The organism is Bradyrhizobium icense, assembly GCF_001693385.1.
Lineage (GTDB): Bacteria > Pseudomonadota > Alphaproteobacteria > Rhizobiales > Xanthobacteraceae > Bradyrhizobium > Bradyrhizobium icense.
The window spans coordinates 3,032,827-3,049,352 of the sequence record NZ_CP016428.1 but is presented as its reverse complement, the minus strand read 5'-3'; the positions used below and the strand labels follow the sequence as shown (position 1 = coordinate 3,049,352).

General features: G+C 61.7%; 19 protein-coding genes and 2 pseudogenes. 9 read left to right on the top strand and 12 right to left on the bottom strand.

Annotated elements, in window-relative coordinates; all coding sequences use genetic code 11:
• The first annotated feature begins 678 nt into the window (after window positions 1-678).
• The 4 genes from LMTR13_RS41715 to LMTR13_RS14210 are packed head-to-tail and all read left to right on the top strand — an operon-like array spanning window position 679 to window position 2,505.
• A complete protein-coding gene (locus LMTR13_RS41715) occupies window positions 679-978 on the top strand; it encodes a hypothetical protein (protein ID WP_197521104.1) in 300 nt (99 codons plus the stop codon).
• Window positions 979-981: 3 nt separating this feature from the next.
• Window positions 982-1,773 (top strand): AmmeMemoRadiSam system radical SAM enzyme, encoded by a 792-nt coding sequence (gene amrS, locus LMTR13_RS14220; protein ID WP_197521154.1) that lies wholly within the window; start codon window positions 982-984, stop codon window positions 1,771-1,773.
• A 29-nt stretch (window positions 1,774-1,802) separates the two neighbouring features.
• Window positions 1,803-1,997, top strand: a complete 195-nt coding sequence (locus LMTR13_RS14215; protein WP_065728422.1) for a hypothetical protein — start codon at window positions 1,803-1,805, stop codon at window positions 1,995-1,997.
• A 22-nt stretch (window positions 1,998-2,019) separates the two neighbouring features.
• Window positions 2,020-2,505: an adenosine-specific kinase gene (locus tag LMTR13_RS14210; RefSeq protein ID WP_065728421.1), complete on the top strand. Its 486-nt coding sequence runs from the start codon at window positions 2,020-2,022 to the stop codon at window positions 2,503-2,505.
• 145 nt (window positions 2,506-2,650) lie between these two features.
• Here the strand turns inward: LMTR13_RS14210 and LMTR13_RS42475 are convergent, their stop codons facing one another.
• The 3 genes and pseudogenes from LMTR13_RS42475 to LMTR13_RS14195 form a co-directional block, all read right to left on the bottom strand.
• Complete coding sequence (locus LMTR13_RS42475; RefSeq protein ID WP_236843537.1) at window positions 2,651-2,989, bottom strand: hypothetical protein; 339 nt, start codon at window positions 2,987-2,989, stop codon at window positions 2,651-2,653.
• A 478-nt stretch (window positions 2,990-3,467) separates the two neighbouring features.
• Window positions 3,468-3,719: pseudogene (locus LMTR13_RS42470) on the bottom strand (Rieske (2Fe-2S) protein); the annotation flags it as partial.
• Window positions 3,720-3,956: 237 nt separating this feature from the next.
• Window positions 3,957-4,893 (bottom strand): annotated as a pseudogene (locus tag LMTR13_RS14195) (LysR substrate-binding domain-containing protein).
• A 227-nt stretch (window positions 4,894-5,120) separates the two neighbouring features.
• On the opposite strand from LMTR13_RS14195, the gene groL reads away from it, so the two are divergent.
• The 5 genes from groL to LMTR13_RS14170 all read left to right on the top strand — a co-directional run bounded on the left by groL (window position 5,121) and on the right by LMTR13_RS14170 (window position 9,278).
• Window positions 5,121-6,764 carry a chaperonin GroEL gene (gene groL / locus LMTR13_RS14190; protein WP_065728418.1) on the top strand — a complete coding sequence of 548 codons (1,644 nt, stop codon included), beginning with the start codon at window positions 5,121-5,123 and terminating at the stop codon, window positions 6,762-6,764.
• 70 nt (window positions 6,765-6,834) lie between these two features.
• A complete protein-coding gene (locus LMTR13_RS14185; protein WP_236843384.1) occupies window positions 6,835-7,257 on the top strand; it encodes a thiosulfate oxidation carrier protein SoxY in 423 nt (140 codons plus the stop codon).
• 15 nt (window positions 7,258-7,272) lie between these two features.
• Window positions 7,273-7,599 (top strand): thiosulfate oxidation carrier complex protein SoxZ, encoded by a 327-nt coding sequence (soxZ, locus tag LMTR13_RS14180; RefSeq protein WP_065728417.1) that lies wholly within the window; start codon window positions 7,273-7,275, stop codon window positions 7,597-7,599.
• Between the two features lie 93 nt (window positions 7,600-7,692).
• Complete coding sequence (locus tag LMTR13_RS14175) at window positions 7,693-8,001, top strand: c-type cytochrome (protein ID WP_156795621.1); 309 nt, start codon at window positions 7,693-7,695, stop codon at window positions 7,999-8,001.
• Window positions 7,998-9,278: an NAD(P)/FAD-dependent oxidoreductase gene (locus LMTR13_RS14170; RefSeq protein WP_083219038.1), complete on the top strand. Its 1,281-nt coding sequence runs from the start codon at window positions 7,998-8,000 to the stop codon at window positions 9,276-9,278. Before LMTR13_RS14175 ends, LMTR13_RS14170 begins: the two co-directional genes overlap by 4 nt.
• Here the strand turns inward: LMTR13_RS14170 and LMTR13_RS14165 are convergent.
• The 9 genes from LMTR13_RS14165 to LMTR13_RS14140 all read right to left on the bottom strand — a co-directional run bounded on the left by LMTR13_RS14165 (window position 9,263) and on the right by LMTR13_RS14140 (window position 16,524).
• The gene (locus LMTR13_RS14165) at window positions 9,263-11,422 is read right to left on the bottom strand and encodes a heavy metal translocating P-type ATPase (protein WP_236843383.1); all 2,160 of its coding nucleotides are present in this window, start codon (window positions 11,420-11,422) and stop codon (window positions 9,263-9,265) included. The two genes, LMTR13_RS14170 and LMTR13_RS14165, sit on opposite strands and share 16 nt — an antisense overlap.
• Window positions 11,419-12,138, bottom strand: a complete 720-nt coding sequence (locus tag LMTR13_RS14160) for a sulfite exporter TauE/SafE family protein (RefSeq protein WP_065728414.1) — start codon at window positions 12,136-12,138, stop codon at window positions 11,419-11,421. Before LMTR13_RS14160 ends, LMTR13_RS14165 begins: the two co-directional genes overlap by 4 nt.
• Window positions 12,135-12,257 (bottom strand): hypothetical protein, encoded by a 123-nt coding sequence (locus LMTR13_RS43155; RefSeq protein ID WP_257784731.1) that lies wholly within the window; start codon window positions 12,255-12,257, stop codon window positions 12,135-12,137. Before LMTR13_RS43155 ends, LMTR13_RS14160 begins: the two co-directional genes overlap by 4 nt.
• A 12-nt stretch (window positions 12,258-12,269) precedes the next feature.
• Window positions 12,270-12,392 (bottom strand): hypothetical protein, encoded by a 123-nt coding sequence (locus LMTR13_RS43150; RefSeq protein WP_257784730.1) that lies wholly within the window; start codon window positions 12,390-12,392, stop codon window positions 12,270-12,272.
• A 61-nt stretch (window positions 12,393-12,453) separates the two neighbouring features.
• The gene (locus LMTR13_RS40745) at window positions 12,454-12,663 is read right to left on the bottom strand and encodes a hypothetical protein (protein WP_156795620.1); all 210 of its coding nucleotides are present in this window, start codon (window positions 12,661-12,663) and stop codon (window positions 12,454-12,456) included.
• Window positions 12,623-12,814: a hypothetical protein gene (locus LMTR13_RS14155; protein ID WP_065728413.1), complete on the bottom strand. Its 192-nt coding sequence runs from the start codon at window positions 12,812-12,814 to the stop codon at window positions 12,623-12,625. The genes LMTR13_RS40745 and LMTR13_RS14155 overlap by 41 nt, the downstream gene beginning before the upstream one ends.
• Before the next feature lie 6 nt (window positions 12,815-12,820).
• The gene (locus tag LMTR13_RS14150) at window positions 12,821-14,509 is read right to left on the bottom strand and encodes a cbb3-type cytochrome c oxidase subunit II (RefSeq protein WP_083219036.1); all 1,689 of its coding nucleotides are present in this window, start codon (window positions 14,507-14,509) and stop codon (window positions 12,821-12,823) included.
• Window positions 14,506-15,963, bottom strand: coding sequence for a cbb3-type cytochrome c oxidase subunit I (locus LMTR13_RS14145; protein ID WP_065728412.1), 1,458 nt, complete (start codon window positions 15,961-15,963; stop codon window positions 14,506-14,508). Before LMTR13_RS14145 ends, LMTR13_RS14150 begins: the two co-directional genes overlap by 4 nt.
• Before the next feature lie 108 nt (window positions 15,964-16,071).
• Entirely contained in the window at window positions 16,072-16,524 is a 453-nt protein-coding gene (locus LMTR13_RS14140) for a c-type cytochrome (protein WP_236843382.1), read from the bottom strand.
• Between the last annotated feature and the right edge of the window lie 2 nt (window positions 16,525-16,526).

Below are 16,526 nucleotides of genomic sequence, written 5' to 3'. Positions count from 1 at the left end.
GGCTTCCCTCCTCAATATAATTGACCGAACGGATCAGCGCCGTCAGAAACTACCACGGTGGGCCGACGTATCTCCTTACGTCAACGGCGGCCTGTTCGCCGGCAACTCGGGATGTCCGCACTTCAGTCGCATCGCCGGCTTCATTTCCCATCCGCAACTGAAATCACGAAAGTGATATATTCATTTTACCACCGCGCGCGGTGCCCGCGAAGTGCCGACTCGATTGCACCTGCCCGGAGACGAGCTATTCAGGCGACGAATGACGCAGGTGCATCGCGCACACTGCGGCGCAGCAATTCATGAATTCACTACCTGAAGTTAGTGGTTCGATCTGAGCGTTGATTCGACAAGCAAAGCTTGATCGGCCCGCGAAGACGTTCTTCATCGGACATCGATCCGCTCGTGCCGGCGGCGTGCGGGGGCGAAGGCTCGCGCCACTGGCACGGAGGGGGCCCGCGTGGGGGCAATAATGCTGCAGCGGCGGGAGCGCTCTTGGACTCAGCGGCCGAGATTGTCGACGGTTCGGCTTACGGTCTGCGCCGATCAGGAATAGAATGAACCAATGTCCGCGGGCGCTCGTGCCCGTAGGCGGCCCGGCTAGGCGTTGTGGCGCAACTCTCCGTCATGCCCGTCAGCAAAGGGCTGAGGTTTTACCCAGAGATCCACACGACGAATCCCATGACCGAACCCGAGCGTTTGGAAGGCGTTCCTGGCCGCTACTGGCACCGGCTCGACGACGGGCGCATCCAGTGCGATGTCTGCCCGCGCTATTGCAGGCTCAACGAAGGCCAGCGCGGCCTGTGCTTCGTACGTGGCCGGCAGGATGACCGGATCGTGCTCACGACCTACGGCCGCTCCTCAGGGTTCTGTGTCGATCCAATAGAGAAGAAGCCACTGAACCACTATCTGCCCGGAACTCCAGTATTGTCCTTCGGCACCGCCGGGTGCAACCTGACGTGCAAATTCTGCCAGAACTGAGACATCTCCAAAGCGCGAGAGCTCGACCGGCTCCAGAACGCAGCCTCGCCGGAAGATATTGTCGAGGCCTCGATTACCACAGGCTCACGCTCCATCGCCTACACGTATAATGACCCCGTCATCTTCCTCGAATATGCCGTGGACGTTGCAAGGGTGGCGCGCCGGCGCGGGATTAAGAACGTGGCGGTCACAGCGGGCTACATTGACGCGGCGGCGCGGGAGGAGCTTTACACCTTCATGGACGCCGCCAATGTCGACCTCAAGGCGTTCACCGAGGCGTTCTACAAGCGGCTGTGCACCGGCCATCTCGGCGCCGTCCTCGAGACGCTTGAGTATCTAAAGTACAGGACGAAGGTCTGGCTCGAGATCACAACGCTGCTGATCCCGGGTCACAATGACAGCCCGGAGGAGGTGAAAAAGCTGAGCGAATGGGTGATGACAAGGCTAGGACCTGACGTGCCCTTACATTTCACCGCCTTCCATCCTGACTACAAGATGCTGGATCTGCCCCGTACGCCGGCCTTCACCCTGACGAGGGCTCGCGATATCGCCCGCGAGGTCGGGCTGCATTTCGTCTACACCGGGAATGTCCATGATGAGACGGGCCAAAGCACGTACTGCCCGGGCTGTGGTAAGCGGATCATCGGCCGAGACTGGTATGACATCACCACTTGGCGGCTCTCCGGCGACGGTCGCTGTGGCATTTGCTCCACCGCGATCCCCGGCTTGTTCGAGGCACGCCCGGGCAGTTGGGGGCGGCGGCGCGCCCCGATCCTGCCCAATTTCCGATCATGACCCGGCTCGCTTGGACTGATTGCCGAGACATGATTGTCTCGCGATTTGCGGGGGATCGGGATGAATCGCTATTCGGCAAGGCTGCCGTGATGTTCCGCGCCATCAACGCGGCCGGCGAAGTGGTCCAGGCGACCCGCGAGGAAGCCGAAGCGTGGGTGGCAGCAAAATCGGCCGCCTGTGGCGGCTTGCAATCACCTTCCGGCGGCTTACCATCGATTGCGTAGCTCACCCTGCAGGAGCGCAGCCATGGAACTCACCGTGGTGCCCATCGTCAAGCCGGACGACGCCAACTTCATTTTCGGCCAGTCGCATTTCATCAAGACCGTGGAAGACCTTCACGAGGCGCTGGTGGGCGCGGTTCCGCGCATCCGCTTCGGGCTGGCCTTCTGCGAGGCCTCTGGTAACCGGCTGGTGCGCTGGTCGGGTAATGACGAACCCGCCCTCGCCCTCGCACGCGACAACGCATTGGCCATCGGCGCCGGCCACACTTTCCTGATCTTCCTGGGCGACGGGTTCTTTCCCGTCAACGTGCTGGCTGCGGTGCGCGCGGTGCCGGAAGTCTGCCGCATCTATTGCGCGACGGCCAACCCGACACAGGTGATCGTCGCGCAAACGGAGCTGGGCCGCGGCGTGCTCGGCGTGGTGGATGGCGCCTCGCCGCTGGGTGTCGAAACCGACGTCGACATTGCGTGGCGGAAAGACCTGCTGCGCAAGATCGGCTACAAGCTGTAGTGGCTGGATGAAGCCGAAGCCGACAGGGTGCAGCGCCACCTGCAGCTGACGCGAACGCGACGAAGCGCGCGCCAGGATCGCGGCGAAGATCGCAACGCGTTAGGTCTGCTTTCAGATCGCCCTCAGTGCGCCTCAGCGTGTGACGTCAGGACGATCCAGCCTCTTGATGCAGCTCGCCACCCCGCATCAAGCGGCAGGCGATGTCGGCCGTCTGCAGCGACGCGCGTTCCGTCGGTGAATGGGCCGCCAGATAGCGGGCTACTGCGATCAGGATGTGCCGGCCCTCGTCCGTGTCGCCCCACGCGCCGAACTGCCGGACTCCCGCCTCCAGCATCTGATACGCATGGAAGCCTGCATCTTCGCGCAGCACCGCATGCGCGAGCGTGGCGATCAGCGCCTGCGGCGAATGGCCGAGCGTGAGATGCCGTGCCACCAGGCTTGCGGCGAGATCGACCTGCCTCTGCCGGTCGAAGGCGTCGAGCAAGGCGGTGCCGATCGTTTCTGGATCCGCGATGGCGCACGTTTGTCCAACGCCGCAGCCAGCGTTTGAGCGTGGCCGGGTCCGGCCGGCTTCCAAGCGGCGCGCGTTCCCGCCGCGGCGCCTCGCCGTCGCAGTCCGCCGCCACGCGGCGTGCGCCGTGGAATAGAGCGAGATAGGCTTCATTCTCCGGCAGCAAGGGCAGGATATTGGCGAGTGCCGTAAGGATCGTAAGACCGACGCCCCAGCCGTCGCGATTTTGCGCCCCGAACAGCGCCACCTCCCGTACGATTTCGGTCTGCGGTACGCCGGCCGCGAGCTGACCATGTATGGCCTTGGCAATGACGAGGCCAAGATTGTGGGCAAGGCCGTTCGCAAGCCGCTGATGCCAGTGCGCGGCGAGATCGGCATGCGTGAACGTGGTCTTCACCCAGACGTCACCATTGCGCACCTCGACCGGGCAGATCGGCACGTCGTCCGCCCACAGGTCGAAGGTGCAGCCGCTTTCGAGATCGAAGCGCGCGTGGTGCCAGTGACAGGTCAGGATGCCGTCCTCGACGCTGCCGCGCTCCAGCGGGAAGCCCATATGCGGGCACCGATTGTCGAGGGCGAAGGCACGTCCGCGGTCGTAGATGACAAGGATCGGACGATGGTCACCGCGCACAACGAGCCGCCCCTTGAGCTTCAGCTCCTCGAGGCTGGCCGCAAACGCAAATTCCTTGCTCGGCGCGTCCATGAGCATACCTCCCATTGTCGCTTTGGGGACGCTGCAGGTACTCCGCAACATAGGTATCCTCTCGCGCAAAGGCGAGAGAATGCCGCGGTTTTCGTCGTCAAAGAGCCGTGTAGCCGTCATCCACAGCGAGTGCGTGGCCGATCACGAAGCTCGAACCAGGGCTGCAGAGCCAAAAAACCGCCGCAGCGATCTCCTCGGGCCATGCGCGGTTTCACTAGAGACCCCGACTGCTTTCTACTAGATTTCCGTTCGCAGGCCGGTGCGCTCGTGGCGGATACATTGCGGCCGGACGGGTGTGTTCAGCGCGTTCTTCACCATCTGACCGAGCGCCAGGAAGTCGACCTTGCGTGGAGACGTCCGGCGCCACGCAAGCCCGATATGGCGGCTGGGTTGCGGTTCGACAAAACGCAGGAGTTTCACTCGATCATCACGCAACTCGGCATCGGCCGCTACTTCTGGAACTAGCGTGGCGCCATATCCGCTCGCCACCATCTGCATCACCGCTCGTTGCACTGAGGCTCGAGGCCACAGTCCAACGCCCCTTGGCACAATAGTCGAGCGCCTGATCCCGCAGACAATGACCTTCTTCCAGCAGAATGAGCTTACGCTTCTTCACCTCGCAGGGCGTCACACGCGCGGTTTCCGGAAGGGGATCGCCGGCGGGTACAGCAAAGAGGAAGCGATCTCTCACAAGATGTAAAACTTCAACCGCTGCCACCTTGAGCGGCAACGCCAACAACAATACTTCGAGAGCGCCACGCTCGAGATCAGCGAGCAGCACCTTGGTCTGTGCTTCCACCAAATCAAGGCGCAGATCGGGATACCCGAGCTCCAGTTGCGGCAGCAACCGCGGCAATATATACGGCGCCAGCGTCGGGATGACGCCGAGGCGCAACGTTCCGCTCAGCACCTTGGCTCCGTGTTGAGCCAGGTCTGTTAGGTCGCGCACTGCACCAAGGATCACTCCGGCGCGTTGCGCGATCTCGATGCCAAGTTCGGTGAACATCGGCGCGCCCGGGCGCCGCTCGATCAACTCTATGCCGAGAAGCCCTTCCAGTTCGTGGATCTGCATTGAAAGAGCGGGCTGGCTGACACAACACTCCGCCGCGGCTCGTCCGAAATGCTGATGACGGGCAAGCGCATCAAGATAGCAAAGCTGCCGGGTCGTGATCACCCTGATAAGATATTCTTAATGCCGCGGCAAAGCAATTTGATTGGCTTTTTGGCCGCTAGCTTAAAACATTGGACGGCTTGAAATCGTGTGAGTTGAAATCACCAGCGCAAGCGCGCCGCACGTGCACGCTCCGAGGGTCGCTGTTGTGCGGACAAGCAAAGGGAGGCTCGCAAGTTCGGACTTAGACGCCCGCGGCGCCCCTGGCCTGATCAAGTCGGGAACCATCCATGGTAGGCAAGCAAATCGCATTTTCCGGTAGGGCGCGTGAAAGCATGCTGCGCGGTATCGACATGCTTGCCAACGCGGTGCAGGTGACGCTCGGGCCCAAGGGCCGCAACGTGGTAATGGAAAAGTCGTTTGGCACACCCCGCATTACCAAGGATGGTGTGACGGTCGCCGGAGATATCGAGCTCGAGAACAAATTCGAGAACATGGGGGCGCGGCTCGTGCGCGAGGTCGCGAGCAAGACCTCCTATGTCGCCGGTGACGGCACAACCACTGCAATCGTGCTGGCGGCTTCCCTCGTTCGCGAAGGCACCAAGGCAGTCGCCGCCGGCATGAATCCGATGGACCTGAAGCGCGGCATCGACCTTGCGGCCGAGGCTGTCGTCGAGGATCTCAAGAGGAACTCGAAGAAGATAACTTCCAACGACGAGATCGCGCAGGTCGGCACCATCTCCGCCAATGGCGATGCCGAAATCGGCAGGTTGCTCGCCGAGGCCATGAAAAAGGTAGGCAATGAGGGCGTGATCACGGCGGAAGAAGCGAAGTCGATTGAGACCGAGCTCGACGTAGTCGAGGGCATGCAGTTCGATCGGGGCTATCTCTCGCCCTACTTCATCACCAATGCCGACAAGATGCGGGTGGAGATAGAGAATCCCTACGTCCTCGCATATGAGAAGAAGCTCTCGGACTTGCGGGAACTGCTGCCACTGTTGGAAGCCCTGGCGCAGACGGGTAAGCCGCTGCTCATTATCGCCGAAGAGGTCGAAGGCGAAGCACTTGCCACCCTCGTGGTCAACAAGCTGCGCGGCGGCCTCAAGGTCGCGGCGGTGAAAGCGCCCGGCTTTGGCGATCGCCGCAAGGCGATGCTGCAAGACGTCGCCATCCTTACCGGTGGTACCGCCTTCTTGGAAGATCTCGGCATCAAGCTTGAGAACGCCACGCTCGACATGCTCGGCCGCGCCAGAACGGTAATGGTCGACAAGGAAAGCACCACGATCGTCGGTGGCGCCGGCAAGAAGGCGGACATCGAGGCCCGCATCAACCAGATCAAGAACCATATCGCGGAGACCACCTCCGACTATGACCGCGAGAAGCTAGAGGAGCGGCTCGCCAAGCTCGCCGGCGGGGTGGCGGTGATCCATGTCGGCGGGGCCACCGAGATCGACGCGAGGGAGCGCAAGGATCGCGTCGACGACGCGATGCATGCGACACGCGCCGCGGTTGAGGAAGGCATTTTGCCGGGCGGCGGCGTCGCGCTGCTGCGCGCCGCCAAGGTGCTCGACCGGTTAAAGCCAGCCAACGAGGACCAGAAGCATGGCGTTGACATCGTCAAGAAGGCAATCAGTTGGCCAGCGCGCCAGATAGCACTAAACGCTGGCGACGACGCCTCGGTGGTGATCGGCAAGATCCTGGAGAAGGAGCAGTACAACTGGGGTTATGATGCCCAGACCTGCGAGTACGGTGACCTGGTCTCCAGGGGCATCATCGATCCAACCAAGGTGGTGCGCATCGCGCTGCAGGACGCGGTCTCGGTCGCCGGCCTACTCATCACCACTGAGGCCTTGGTTGCCGAGCTGCCGACGCCGCCGCCTCCACCTTTGCCGGGGCATGATCACGACCACCATCACGGCGACATGGAGTTCTGACGATCGCGACGAGAGGAAGGATCTCGCGTTGGAGAGGAAAAGGTCACGTGGCTTTACGCGCCGAACCGTCTTGACCGCCGCCGTTGCGGGGAGCGCCGGACTCGCGAGCACCGCTCTCGGCGCCTCACCGCCCCCGAGCGATGCGGTGGAGTTCGTTAAGCAACTGACCGGAAAAGTCGCGACTACGTCGGATCGTCTGCATCTGCAGATGCCGCAGGTCTTTCCGAATGGCTACACCGTGCCACTCACGCTCGTGATCGATAGTCCCATGACTGAATCCGATCACGTCAGGCAAGTCAGGGTGCTGGCGTCGCGAAATCCGCTTGTCGAGGTTGCCACCTTTCATTTTGTCCCACGACGCAGTGAACCCCGCGTGTCGACGCGCATTCGCCTCGCCGAACCGCAATATGTCCTGGCGGTGGCGGAGATGAACGACGGTACGTTGCTGATGACCGAGACTTGGGTCGAGGTCGCCACCAATGGATGCAAGTAACGGAGGAGGTTCGGAATGTTCACTCCGGCACCCCGGGTGCAAGTGCCAAGCGCCGCCGCGAATGGTGAAGTGTTTCCGGTCAAGACGTTGATCAGCCATCGGATGGAGACCGGCCTGCGGCACGATGACCAAGGCAATGTCATCTCGCGCAGGATCATCAACAAGTTTACCTGCCGTCACAATGACGCCGTGGTGTTCAGCGTCGATCTCCACGAAGCCGTAGCGGCGAATCCCTTCATTGAATTCTACTTGCGTGCGACAGAAAGCGGCCGGCTCGAGTTCGTTTGGGAAGAGGATGGCGGCGGCATCTACGCATTGGAGCACCACCTAACGGTCACTTAACAGTGTTGCATTGACGGGCCATATTGCTTCGTCCCACGCAAAGGGATCGATGACCGCAGATACCAAGATCGAGCTGCTCTCAGCATGCGCCAAATGATCGCCGTTTCGGTTGCTGCAGGTTTTCTCATGATTCTCGCCGATCGCGGCCAGGCGGCGGACCGCGATGACGGAGCCAAACTAGCCGCGATGTGCACGTCCTGCCATCGTCTGGATGGCGGCGATGGTAGTATTCCGACGATCCTCGGCATGAGTCCGGAGATGCTCACCCGCGCAATGCTTGCGTACAGATCGCGTGAGCGCCCGAGCCATATCATGCGCGCCGTCACCCTGTCGCTCAGCGATGAAGAAATCGTGATCGTGGCGCGCTATCTCGCAGCTCTGAACAAGCAGGTTAGGCCATGAAGTCCTGGACGCGTCGAGAGTTCGGCCGTTCGACGGGAGCAATGGTCCTTGCAGGGCTCGGTCCTCGATTGGCTGCAAGCGAATCCAAAGCGAGGGTTGTCGTTGTTGGCGGCGGCATCGGCGGTGCCACGGCCGCCAAGTACTTGGCCGCCAGCGCGCGAACGATCGAGATCACGTTGGTTGAGCCAAATCCGAACTATACAACCTGCTTTTTCAGCAACCTTTACCTCGCCGGGCTATGCTCGCTCGAGTCGCTTACGCATGGCTATAAGACGCTGGCGCAACGATATGGCATCAATGTTATTCATGACTCCGTGGCAGCGGTTGATCCGGTCGCAAAGACCGTCGGGCTCAAGAGTGGTCCAAAATTGCCTTACGACCGAGTCGTCGTTGCCCCTGGCATCGCTTTCAACTACGGGGCCCTCGCAGGGTATGACGAGGCGGCAACGCAGGTCATCCCGCATGCCTGGAACGCAGGCCTGCAGACGCAGCTGCTGCGACGGCAGCTCGAAAGCATGGAGGATGGCGGCGTCTTCGTGCTCGTCGCGCCCCCTAACCCGTTCCGCTGTCCGCCCGCCCCATACGAACGTGCCTCTCTGGTTGCTTATTATTTCAAACAGCATAAGCCGCGCTCGAGGATCCTGATCCTCGATGCGAAAGATAGCTTCAACGCGCAGGATCTATTTCTGGATGCGTGGGAGCGACACTATCGGGGTATGATCGAATGGCTACCTGCCCAATTCACCGGTGGAATAAAGGCCATCGACGTGAAGGAGCGATCCGTCAAGACTGCGAGCGAGACGTTCAAGGCCGCGGTCGCAAATGTCATACCCCCGCAAATGGCCGGCCAGTTCGCGCAGCAAAACGGCCTCGTGGATCAATCTGGCTGGTGCCCGATCGATCCCATAACGTTCGAATCGAAGCTACAGCCGGGAATCCATGTGGTGGGCGATGCGAGCAGTGCCGGCGACATGCCGAAATCGGCGTTCGTTGCGAATAGCCAGGCCAAGGCCTGCGCGTTTGCAATAGCCGCGGCGCTGACCGGGTCCGAGCGTAAATCGCCTCATTTATTCAACACTTGCTATACTTTTCTTAGTCCCGATGATGCAGTGAGCAATGCTATCAGCTTCAAGCCCGCGGCCGGAACGATCAAGATCGTCGACAACTTCGTCAGCCAGGTGCAGGAAAGCGCCGAAACCCGCCACCGGGCCGCACGCGAGGCGCAAAGCTGGTACACGGCCTTTACGCGTGACACGTTCGGCTATGCCGCTTTTTGATTTGAAGTGGCCGTGCTGCGAGGTGCAGGAGCGCTCTCCGCCGCGGCGGATGGAGCTGGTTCGGGCAGCCGCTCCAGCCGCAGCGAATTCAGGACGACGATGATACTTGAGCCGGCCATCACTGCCGCCGCCAGCACTGGCTGGAGGACTCCGACCATCGCCAGCCCAATGGCGATGAGATTATAACCGAACGCCCACGCCAGGTTGGTGAGAATGGTCGCGCGAACTGCGCGAGCGACGTCGATCACCCACGGCAGCGTCCGTAGCCCCCCAGATGGGAGCACGACCGCTGCGGCCTCGCGAGCGAGGTCCGTCGCCGAACCGACAGCGATCCCGACATCGGCTCCGGCCAACACCGGCGCGTCATTGAGGCCGTCGCCGACCATCGCTACCATGCCATGGTCATGCCGGCGGCGTCCCAGCGCCGCACGTTTGGCCTCGGGTGTGAGGCCCGCTTCGATATCGCCGCTCTCAATTCCGACCGCAGCGGCAATCCGCACTGCGGCTGCCGGAAGATCGCCGGTCAACAGCGTCACGCGCACCCCACGGCGGCGCAGCGCTTCGACGGTCGAGCGCGCCTCTGGCAGCGGCGTATCGTCAAGTGAGAGCACAGCATATGCCCGCTCGCCCCAGCCGACATAGATCACGGAATGGCTGCTCGCTTCGCGCCGCCTCCCGTAATCAACCAGATTTGGCGTCAGCGACCAACCCAACTCGCGCATCAATGCGGCGCTGCCTGCCGCTACGATCCGACCGTCCGACTTGCCACGGATGCCACGCCCCGGCACGACTCGAACGTCGTGGATGGCGACTGGCTCGAGCCCGCGCGCAGCTGCCGCTGCAGCTATGGCGCGGCCCAAGCCGTGCTCGGAATGACGCTCCAGTCCGGCGGCATGCGCGAGCACCACATCGGCGCTGGTTCCATCGCTGTCGATAGCGACAACGCGCGCCTGACCCGAGGTGAGCGTGCCGGTCTTGTCAAAGGCGATCAGCCCGATGCGCGCCAGCGCCTCAAGCGCGGCCGGGTCGCGCACCAGGCAGCCGTGTCGGGCCAGCCGTCCGATGCCTAGCGAGGTGGCCATCGGTGCCGCCAGCCCGACCGCGCAGGGACAGGCCACCACCAGTACCGCAAGGCCGATCAATAGCGCGCGGTCGAATGGCAAGTGCCGCGCCCAGTAAACCGACGCTCCAATGCCCAGCACGAGAATAATCGGCACGAAGAAGCCTACAATGTTGTCGGCGAGACGCTGGCTCGGGCTGCGGCGGATCAATGCATCCCGTACCGATCGACAAATCTGCGCCCAGCGGGTCGCGTTTGCCACGCCGCTGCTTTGGATCAGGAGGGGCCCGTCAAGATTGATGCTGCCGGCGATCACATGCGACCCGACGCCCTTGGCGATCTGCCGGCTTTCGCCTGTGATCAGGGCCTCGTCGTTGTGCGATTCGCCCTCCATGATCACGCCGTCGACGGGAATGCGTTCGCCTGGCCGAACTCGAACCAGCACACCTGCGTCAACCTCGCGCACCGGCCGGCGGTACTCTCCGTCGCCAATGACGACGGTGGCCCACTCACTTTCCGCGGCCAAGAGCGGCTGCAGGTCACGCGCCGCCCGTGCACGCCCGGCGGCGTCGAGATAGTAGCCCGCGGTGAACAGCATCAGCACCATGGTGGCCGTATCGAAGTAAACGTGCGGGCTGCCCTCGATGGTGGCAAAAGCTGAATAAAGGTAGGCGGAGCCGACGCCGAGCACGATGAGTGCCGAGGAGGTCAGGCGCCCCTCCATGCCGTGGAGCCACGCCTCGCGCAGAAACGGTCCGCCGAGAATGATCACCGCGGGTGTTGCGAACAGCCAGAGCAGAAGATGAATCCAGGGAAGCATCTCGGCATCCGCGCCGCTGAAGGCGTCACTGTACAGGAGCAGGCTGAACAGCATGATATTCATGGAGAGAAAGCCGCCGACACCGAGCCGAATCAGCAGCCAAGCGGCCTCCCATTCCTCAGTTTTGCCGTGCTTGACCTGGTAGGCGATACAGCAGCCGTAGCAGCAGAACGCGCAAGCCTCACCGTTCACCGTGCGTCGCATCGCCCGCCGCCCGATGGGTAACAGGCAGTGGCTGCACAGCGCATGGTCCTGGGCCGTCATGCTGGTTCTGTCCAGCCATGCGCGAAGTGCACGGCGAAGGGCAGAATGCCGCGGCCAACGGTGACGAGACCGAGCAGCAGAATGCAACTACCGGCCAGCCACACGCCGCGCTGCCGCCACGCCGGCGCCAGCGCTCGGCCGACGCCGCCCATCAGAAGCATTGCGGGGAAGGTCCCAAGCCCGAACGCTGCCATGGTGAGAAAGCCCGGCAACGCTCCGGCCGTGCTCGCCGCCTGCGCGGCAAAGGCGTAGACCAGCGGACAAGGCAGGAAGCCATTGAATACGCCAAACGCGAGCGGGGCGGCATGTCCCGGCGCCGTCAACAGGCTGCGCAGGGATGCCGCGAAGGTGCTGGCGCCGGAGCCTGACGTGATGCGATGCAGGCGCGGCAGCAGGCCAAAGAACTGCAGCGCCATGGCGATCATCAGCAATCCGGCGAGGATCGCGAGAATCCGCTGACCGGTGTCAAGCGAACCGCTCAGCAGCGGGACTGTCGTTCCCTGCGGCGTGCATATGAGCTGGCCGAGGGCGCCCGCTAGTCCGCCGAGAAAGCAATAGGTCGTCAATCGACCGGTATTGTACAGCAGATGGCGCAGAACTGTCGCGCCGCGTCCCTGCGGATCGCGGCCCAGCGCACAAGCGAACCCGCCGCACATACCGATGCAGTGAAAACTGCCGGCGAACCCCGCGAAGAAGATTATCAGATAGGCGCTCATCGGCGCACGAGCCAGGCAACCCAACCAAAAAAGGCAATGGTGGCGATCGTGAAGCCGACAAACGCGATGACCTGAATTGCACTCACATCGGCGAGCGAGAAAACCGGATTCTCCAACATGCGCCCTCCTGGTCAGCCGAAATAGACACGGACCACGTTCATGGTGAGTTCGAAGAACAGAAAGAGCAGATTCAAGCCTATGATGGCGAGAATGATCCTGGCTGCCAGCATCCTCTGCTCCTTCTCAACCGGCATCTCCCGCTCCTTATAGAATCAGCATTCAATCGATTGCCGGCCTGCCTGTGGGCCGCGATCGCTAGATCCGTCCCGGTCCCAGCCCACCCCAATAGACGACGAGATAGTACAGCGCCCAGATGAAGAGGACGACATAGACGGCCAGCAGCCACAAGGGAATGTAGCCGTGGCGAGACTGAATAGTGCCACCCGCATACTCCTCCATCTCCTCCGGATCGGCGGGTGAGCTGTTATTCGCCGTCGTGTTTGGCGTGTGCGTCGGATCCGTCATCGCCGATCTCCCTCTGCAGGAACCGTATGGATGCATCGTTGGCGCCGCTGAAGGCGCCCGAGAGCACGCCCCAAATGAAGACGCAGAGTGCACCGAGACTCATCATCAAGGCTGCAATGTAGGGGCCGACGATCTCGAAATAGATGGTCATCGCTCATTACTCCTTGCCGGCCTGCTGCTCGGCGACGCTGTTCCCGTTGCGGCCGGCCAGGATGTGAGCGCCACCGCGGCTCGCTGCGGCGCGGCCGCTTGGGACGTAGGCTTTGTCCGGCGTATCGGCATCAAGCGCGGGATCGTTGAGCGCCCTGCGATCATTGGGGGCGATCGGCAGCGGCTCACCCGACAGCGGATCCTTGTAGGCCGACAGCGCAAGCACGTAGTAGGAGAGCGCCCAGCGGTCCTCTTCCGACAGCGGATCCCGGTAGGATGGCATGGGCGTGCCGCTCAACCCGGTCGTCATGGTGCGGAAGATGTCCTCAACGGTAGGACCTGACTTGAACTGGCCGGCAGTAAGGTCCGCTGGAGGGCTCGGAAAGCCCAGATCGTCCTTCAGACCAGGAGCCTTTTCGCCATCGCCCTTCCCGGTCTGACCATGACACTCCCAACACTTTGCACTCTGCCACACATCCTTGGCGCGAGTGAGCATCTGCTCAGACGGAACAGGCGGCCGCCCGATGTACAGGGGCGGACCTGGCGGTTCCTCCTTGAAATAGGCATAAGGCTTTGCCGCATCGGCGCGGTCGACCGCCAGCTCGTACTTGATGTACTGAATGACAGCGAGGCGGTCGATTATATGCAGCTCGTGCCAGGCGGGCATCGCCGTGCCCCGAACGCCGCGTGTAATGGTGCGCAGAAGGTCGCCATCGGTCGGCAACGGCTCCTTGGTCAGCCTGAACTTGAAAACGGCCGCGGCGAAGCTCCTCGGGCGCTGCTTGTACATAAAGGTGGCAGCCGGTCCATTACCGTCGCCGCTCTCCCCGTGGCAGCCGAGGCATCGCCGCTGATAGACCTCTTTGCCGTAGGTGATCCATTCGCTCGATCGTGGCACCGTGGCATCCGTAACTTCGAGCTTTTGCGGCTCAAACAGGTCCCGCCACTTGCCACGATTCATGCCAAGTTTTTGAAGATAAGCGATGAGCCCCTGCAGCGCTTCTGTCTCGGCGGCGATGTTGACTGTGTCGCCGGTATATTCCTTATTCGGTGTCCAGATGATCGGAGCCTTGCCGCGCGCCGCCATCGGCACAAACAGAAGTCCATCGGCGTTCGGCGTGAGCTTGACCTGCTCCTTGCTTTCGAATGCGAAGAGCTTCTCAGTAACGGGCGTTCGTTCCAGGCTACGATTACCAGCTCCGTCATCGACAATCTTGACTCGTTCCGCGGGCGTCTCGAACAGTCCCCGAAAAGGCGCCATATTCGAATCGGGCGAGAGCATTCGCGGATTCCAGAAATGCGCGAGATGCCATTCGTCGCTGAACTTGAGCCCGACCCGCGTCAGATCCGGCCCGATACGCCGCGTGCCCCATAGGTGAGGCACATCGAAGGCGTATTCGCCTGCTTCGGAGACCGGACCCCAACGGCGCGTCTCGCCGGTCACCGGACGGACGTATTGCGAATGGCAGTACCAACACCCCTCGCGCAGATACACCTGGCGACCGAGCTGCTGCAGCGGCGTATAATCAGTGGCCTCGGTCACCATCCATTTGAGCTGACCAAAATCGGTGCGGACCACGGCGGTCACGTCGGTCGTCCGCGCCGTCGGCTCAATAAAGGGTAGGATGCCCTGGGTGACCACGGCAAGGAAGAAGAAGAAAACCCCGGCTACCAGAGCGACAAAGCGCGCACTCATTCAGCTTGCCCTCCGGCGGGAATCGGGGCTGCACCTGGGGCTGCGATGGGCTCTCTTTCCTCGGCCGGTCGACTGAGCGCGGTCATCATAAGATTGAAGACGAGCAGGGACATCCCGATGTCCATCGTGATGCCGCTGAGAGTACGCACCAGCCAATAGGCTTTCATCCGGACCACCGTATCGAGCCACTCGGTGCCATTCATCCATTCGAAGCCTTGCTGCAGACCGCCGGCGGTCAGCACCAGACCCATGGTGGAAATACCGACAGTGATTAGCCAGAACGACCAGTTGCCAAGCGTCCATGACCAAAGCTCGCGTTTGAAGGCGCGCGGCCACACGTAAATCAGACCGCCCATCGCCCAGACCACGAATGTGCCGAAAACCGTGAGGTGTGAGTGCGAGATCACAAAATCGGTGAAATGGGTGGGCTGCTGGATCGACCGCAACGCCTCAGTCGAGCCCTGGAAGCAACCGGCCAGGTACATCAGCGATCCCATGATCAGGAACTTTGCCGGGAGATTCTTGCCGAAACCATCCCAACGCCCCTTCACGGTGCCGAAGAAATTCACGAGCACCGTCCACACGGGAATGATCAGCAACATGGAGGTGATGATCGCGAGAGTCTCGGTCCAATCGGCGATCGGGCTATACAGATAATGGTGGATGCCAACGAAGGGATAGAACAGCGCGAGCGACCAGAAGCCCACCAGCGACAGCTGGTGTGCGTAGAGCGGATTGCGCACACTAACCGGCAGGAAATAGTAGATGAGCACGTAGCCTGCGGGCGTGATCCATAATCCGACAATGTAGTGGATGTAGAGGCCGTGGAACGCGGCGCTGTTAATGCCTGGAATCGTGTAGGGGAGGATAAAGCTGCCCAGCAGCAGATTCATCGTCGTCCATACGAAGGCCCCAATGAGATACCAGAGCGCCACATAGAGCGGCGCCTCGAGTCGTTGCGCGATGGTGAAGAGGAACTGTGCCGTCGTCGCCGCGATGACGATGAAGATGGGAATCTCTGCGAAGAGCGGAAGCTCGCCTGCCTCCAGACCATGGTTCTGCGCAAAAGGCAGCGAGATCAGCCCCGCCGCCAGGCTGATGTTGTACAGCCATGCCAGCGGTACGCCCCATTGTGGCCATGGTACCCGCACGCCGCAGAGGCGCGGGACCAAATAGTGACATTCGCCGATGAAGAGGGCCGAAAAGGCGCCGAAGATGACGCCATTGACATGAACCGGCCGCAGCCGGCCAAAGGTCAGCCCTAGATTATTGGTTCCAAGGTAGTCCGGATAGTTGAAGAGACCCGAGATTGCCACGCCGACCGAAGGCGTGACGAGGAGCCAGAACATGCCAAAGTAAAGCCAGGTTCGGACTACGCGCCAATCGACCAGATCATCCAGATTGATCCCGCTGAACCTGCCCCGCAATCTCTCTGCAGGAAACACTTCCGCCATAAAGCATTCCCCTTGCCTGTCCGCTAATGCATTCTCTCCTGCTCTCAGGCGGATGCAGCTTCGATAGCACTGACCCGCGCTAGAAGCCTCCACTTCGCAAAATCGAAATCAAAACTTGCCCGGGTTCAAGACCGTGCCGCTCTGCGACCAGTAGATGTAGGCTTCCAAAGCCTTCATCGCTTCCGAGTCATCGGCGATCTTTTCTCCCTGGTTGGGCTTCTCGATGCACCAATTGATCATGTCGCGCAGCGTCGCGAACTTGGCCATCTGCGCCTGGAACTTCGGGAACGTGGCGGGGTGGGTATCGGCAGTCATCGGATGGCACATAGCACACGCCATTCCCGTCTTAGACAACACGACCCCCATCGCCTCCTCGGTTTTGGCATCGCCATGGAACAGCAAGTCGCCCTTGCGGACCTGCTCCATGAACACTTCCTGGTAGGCCTTCAGCAGCTGCGGCGTCACTGGGTCCTTGTGTGCAGTCGCAGGGCCGACCATAACGGCAAGCGCTACCGCCGGGGCGGCGCGGAACAGGATGAAACGTGTAATGGGCGCGGTCATGA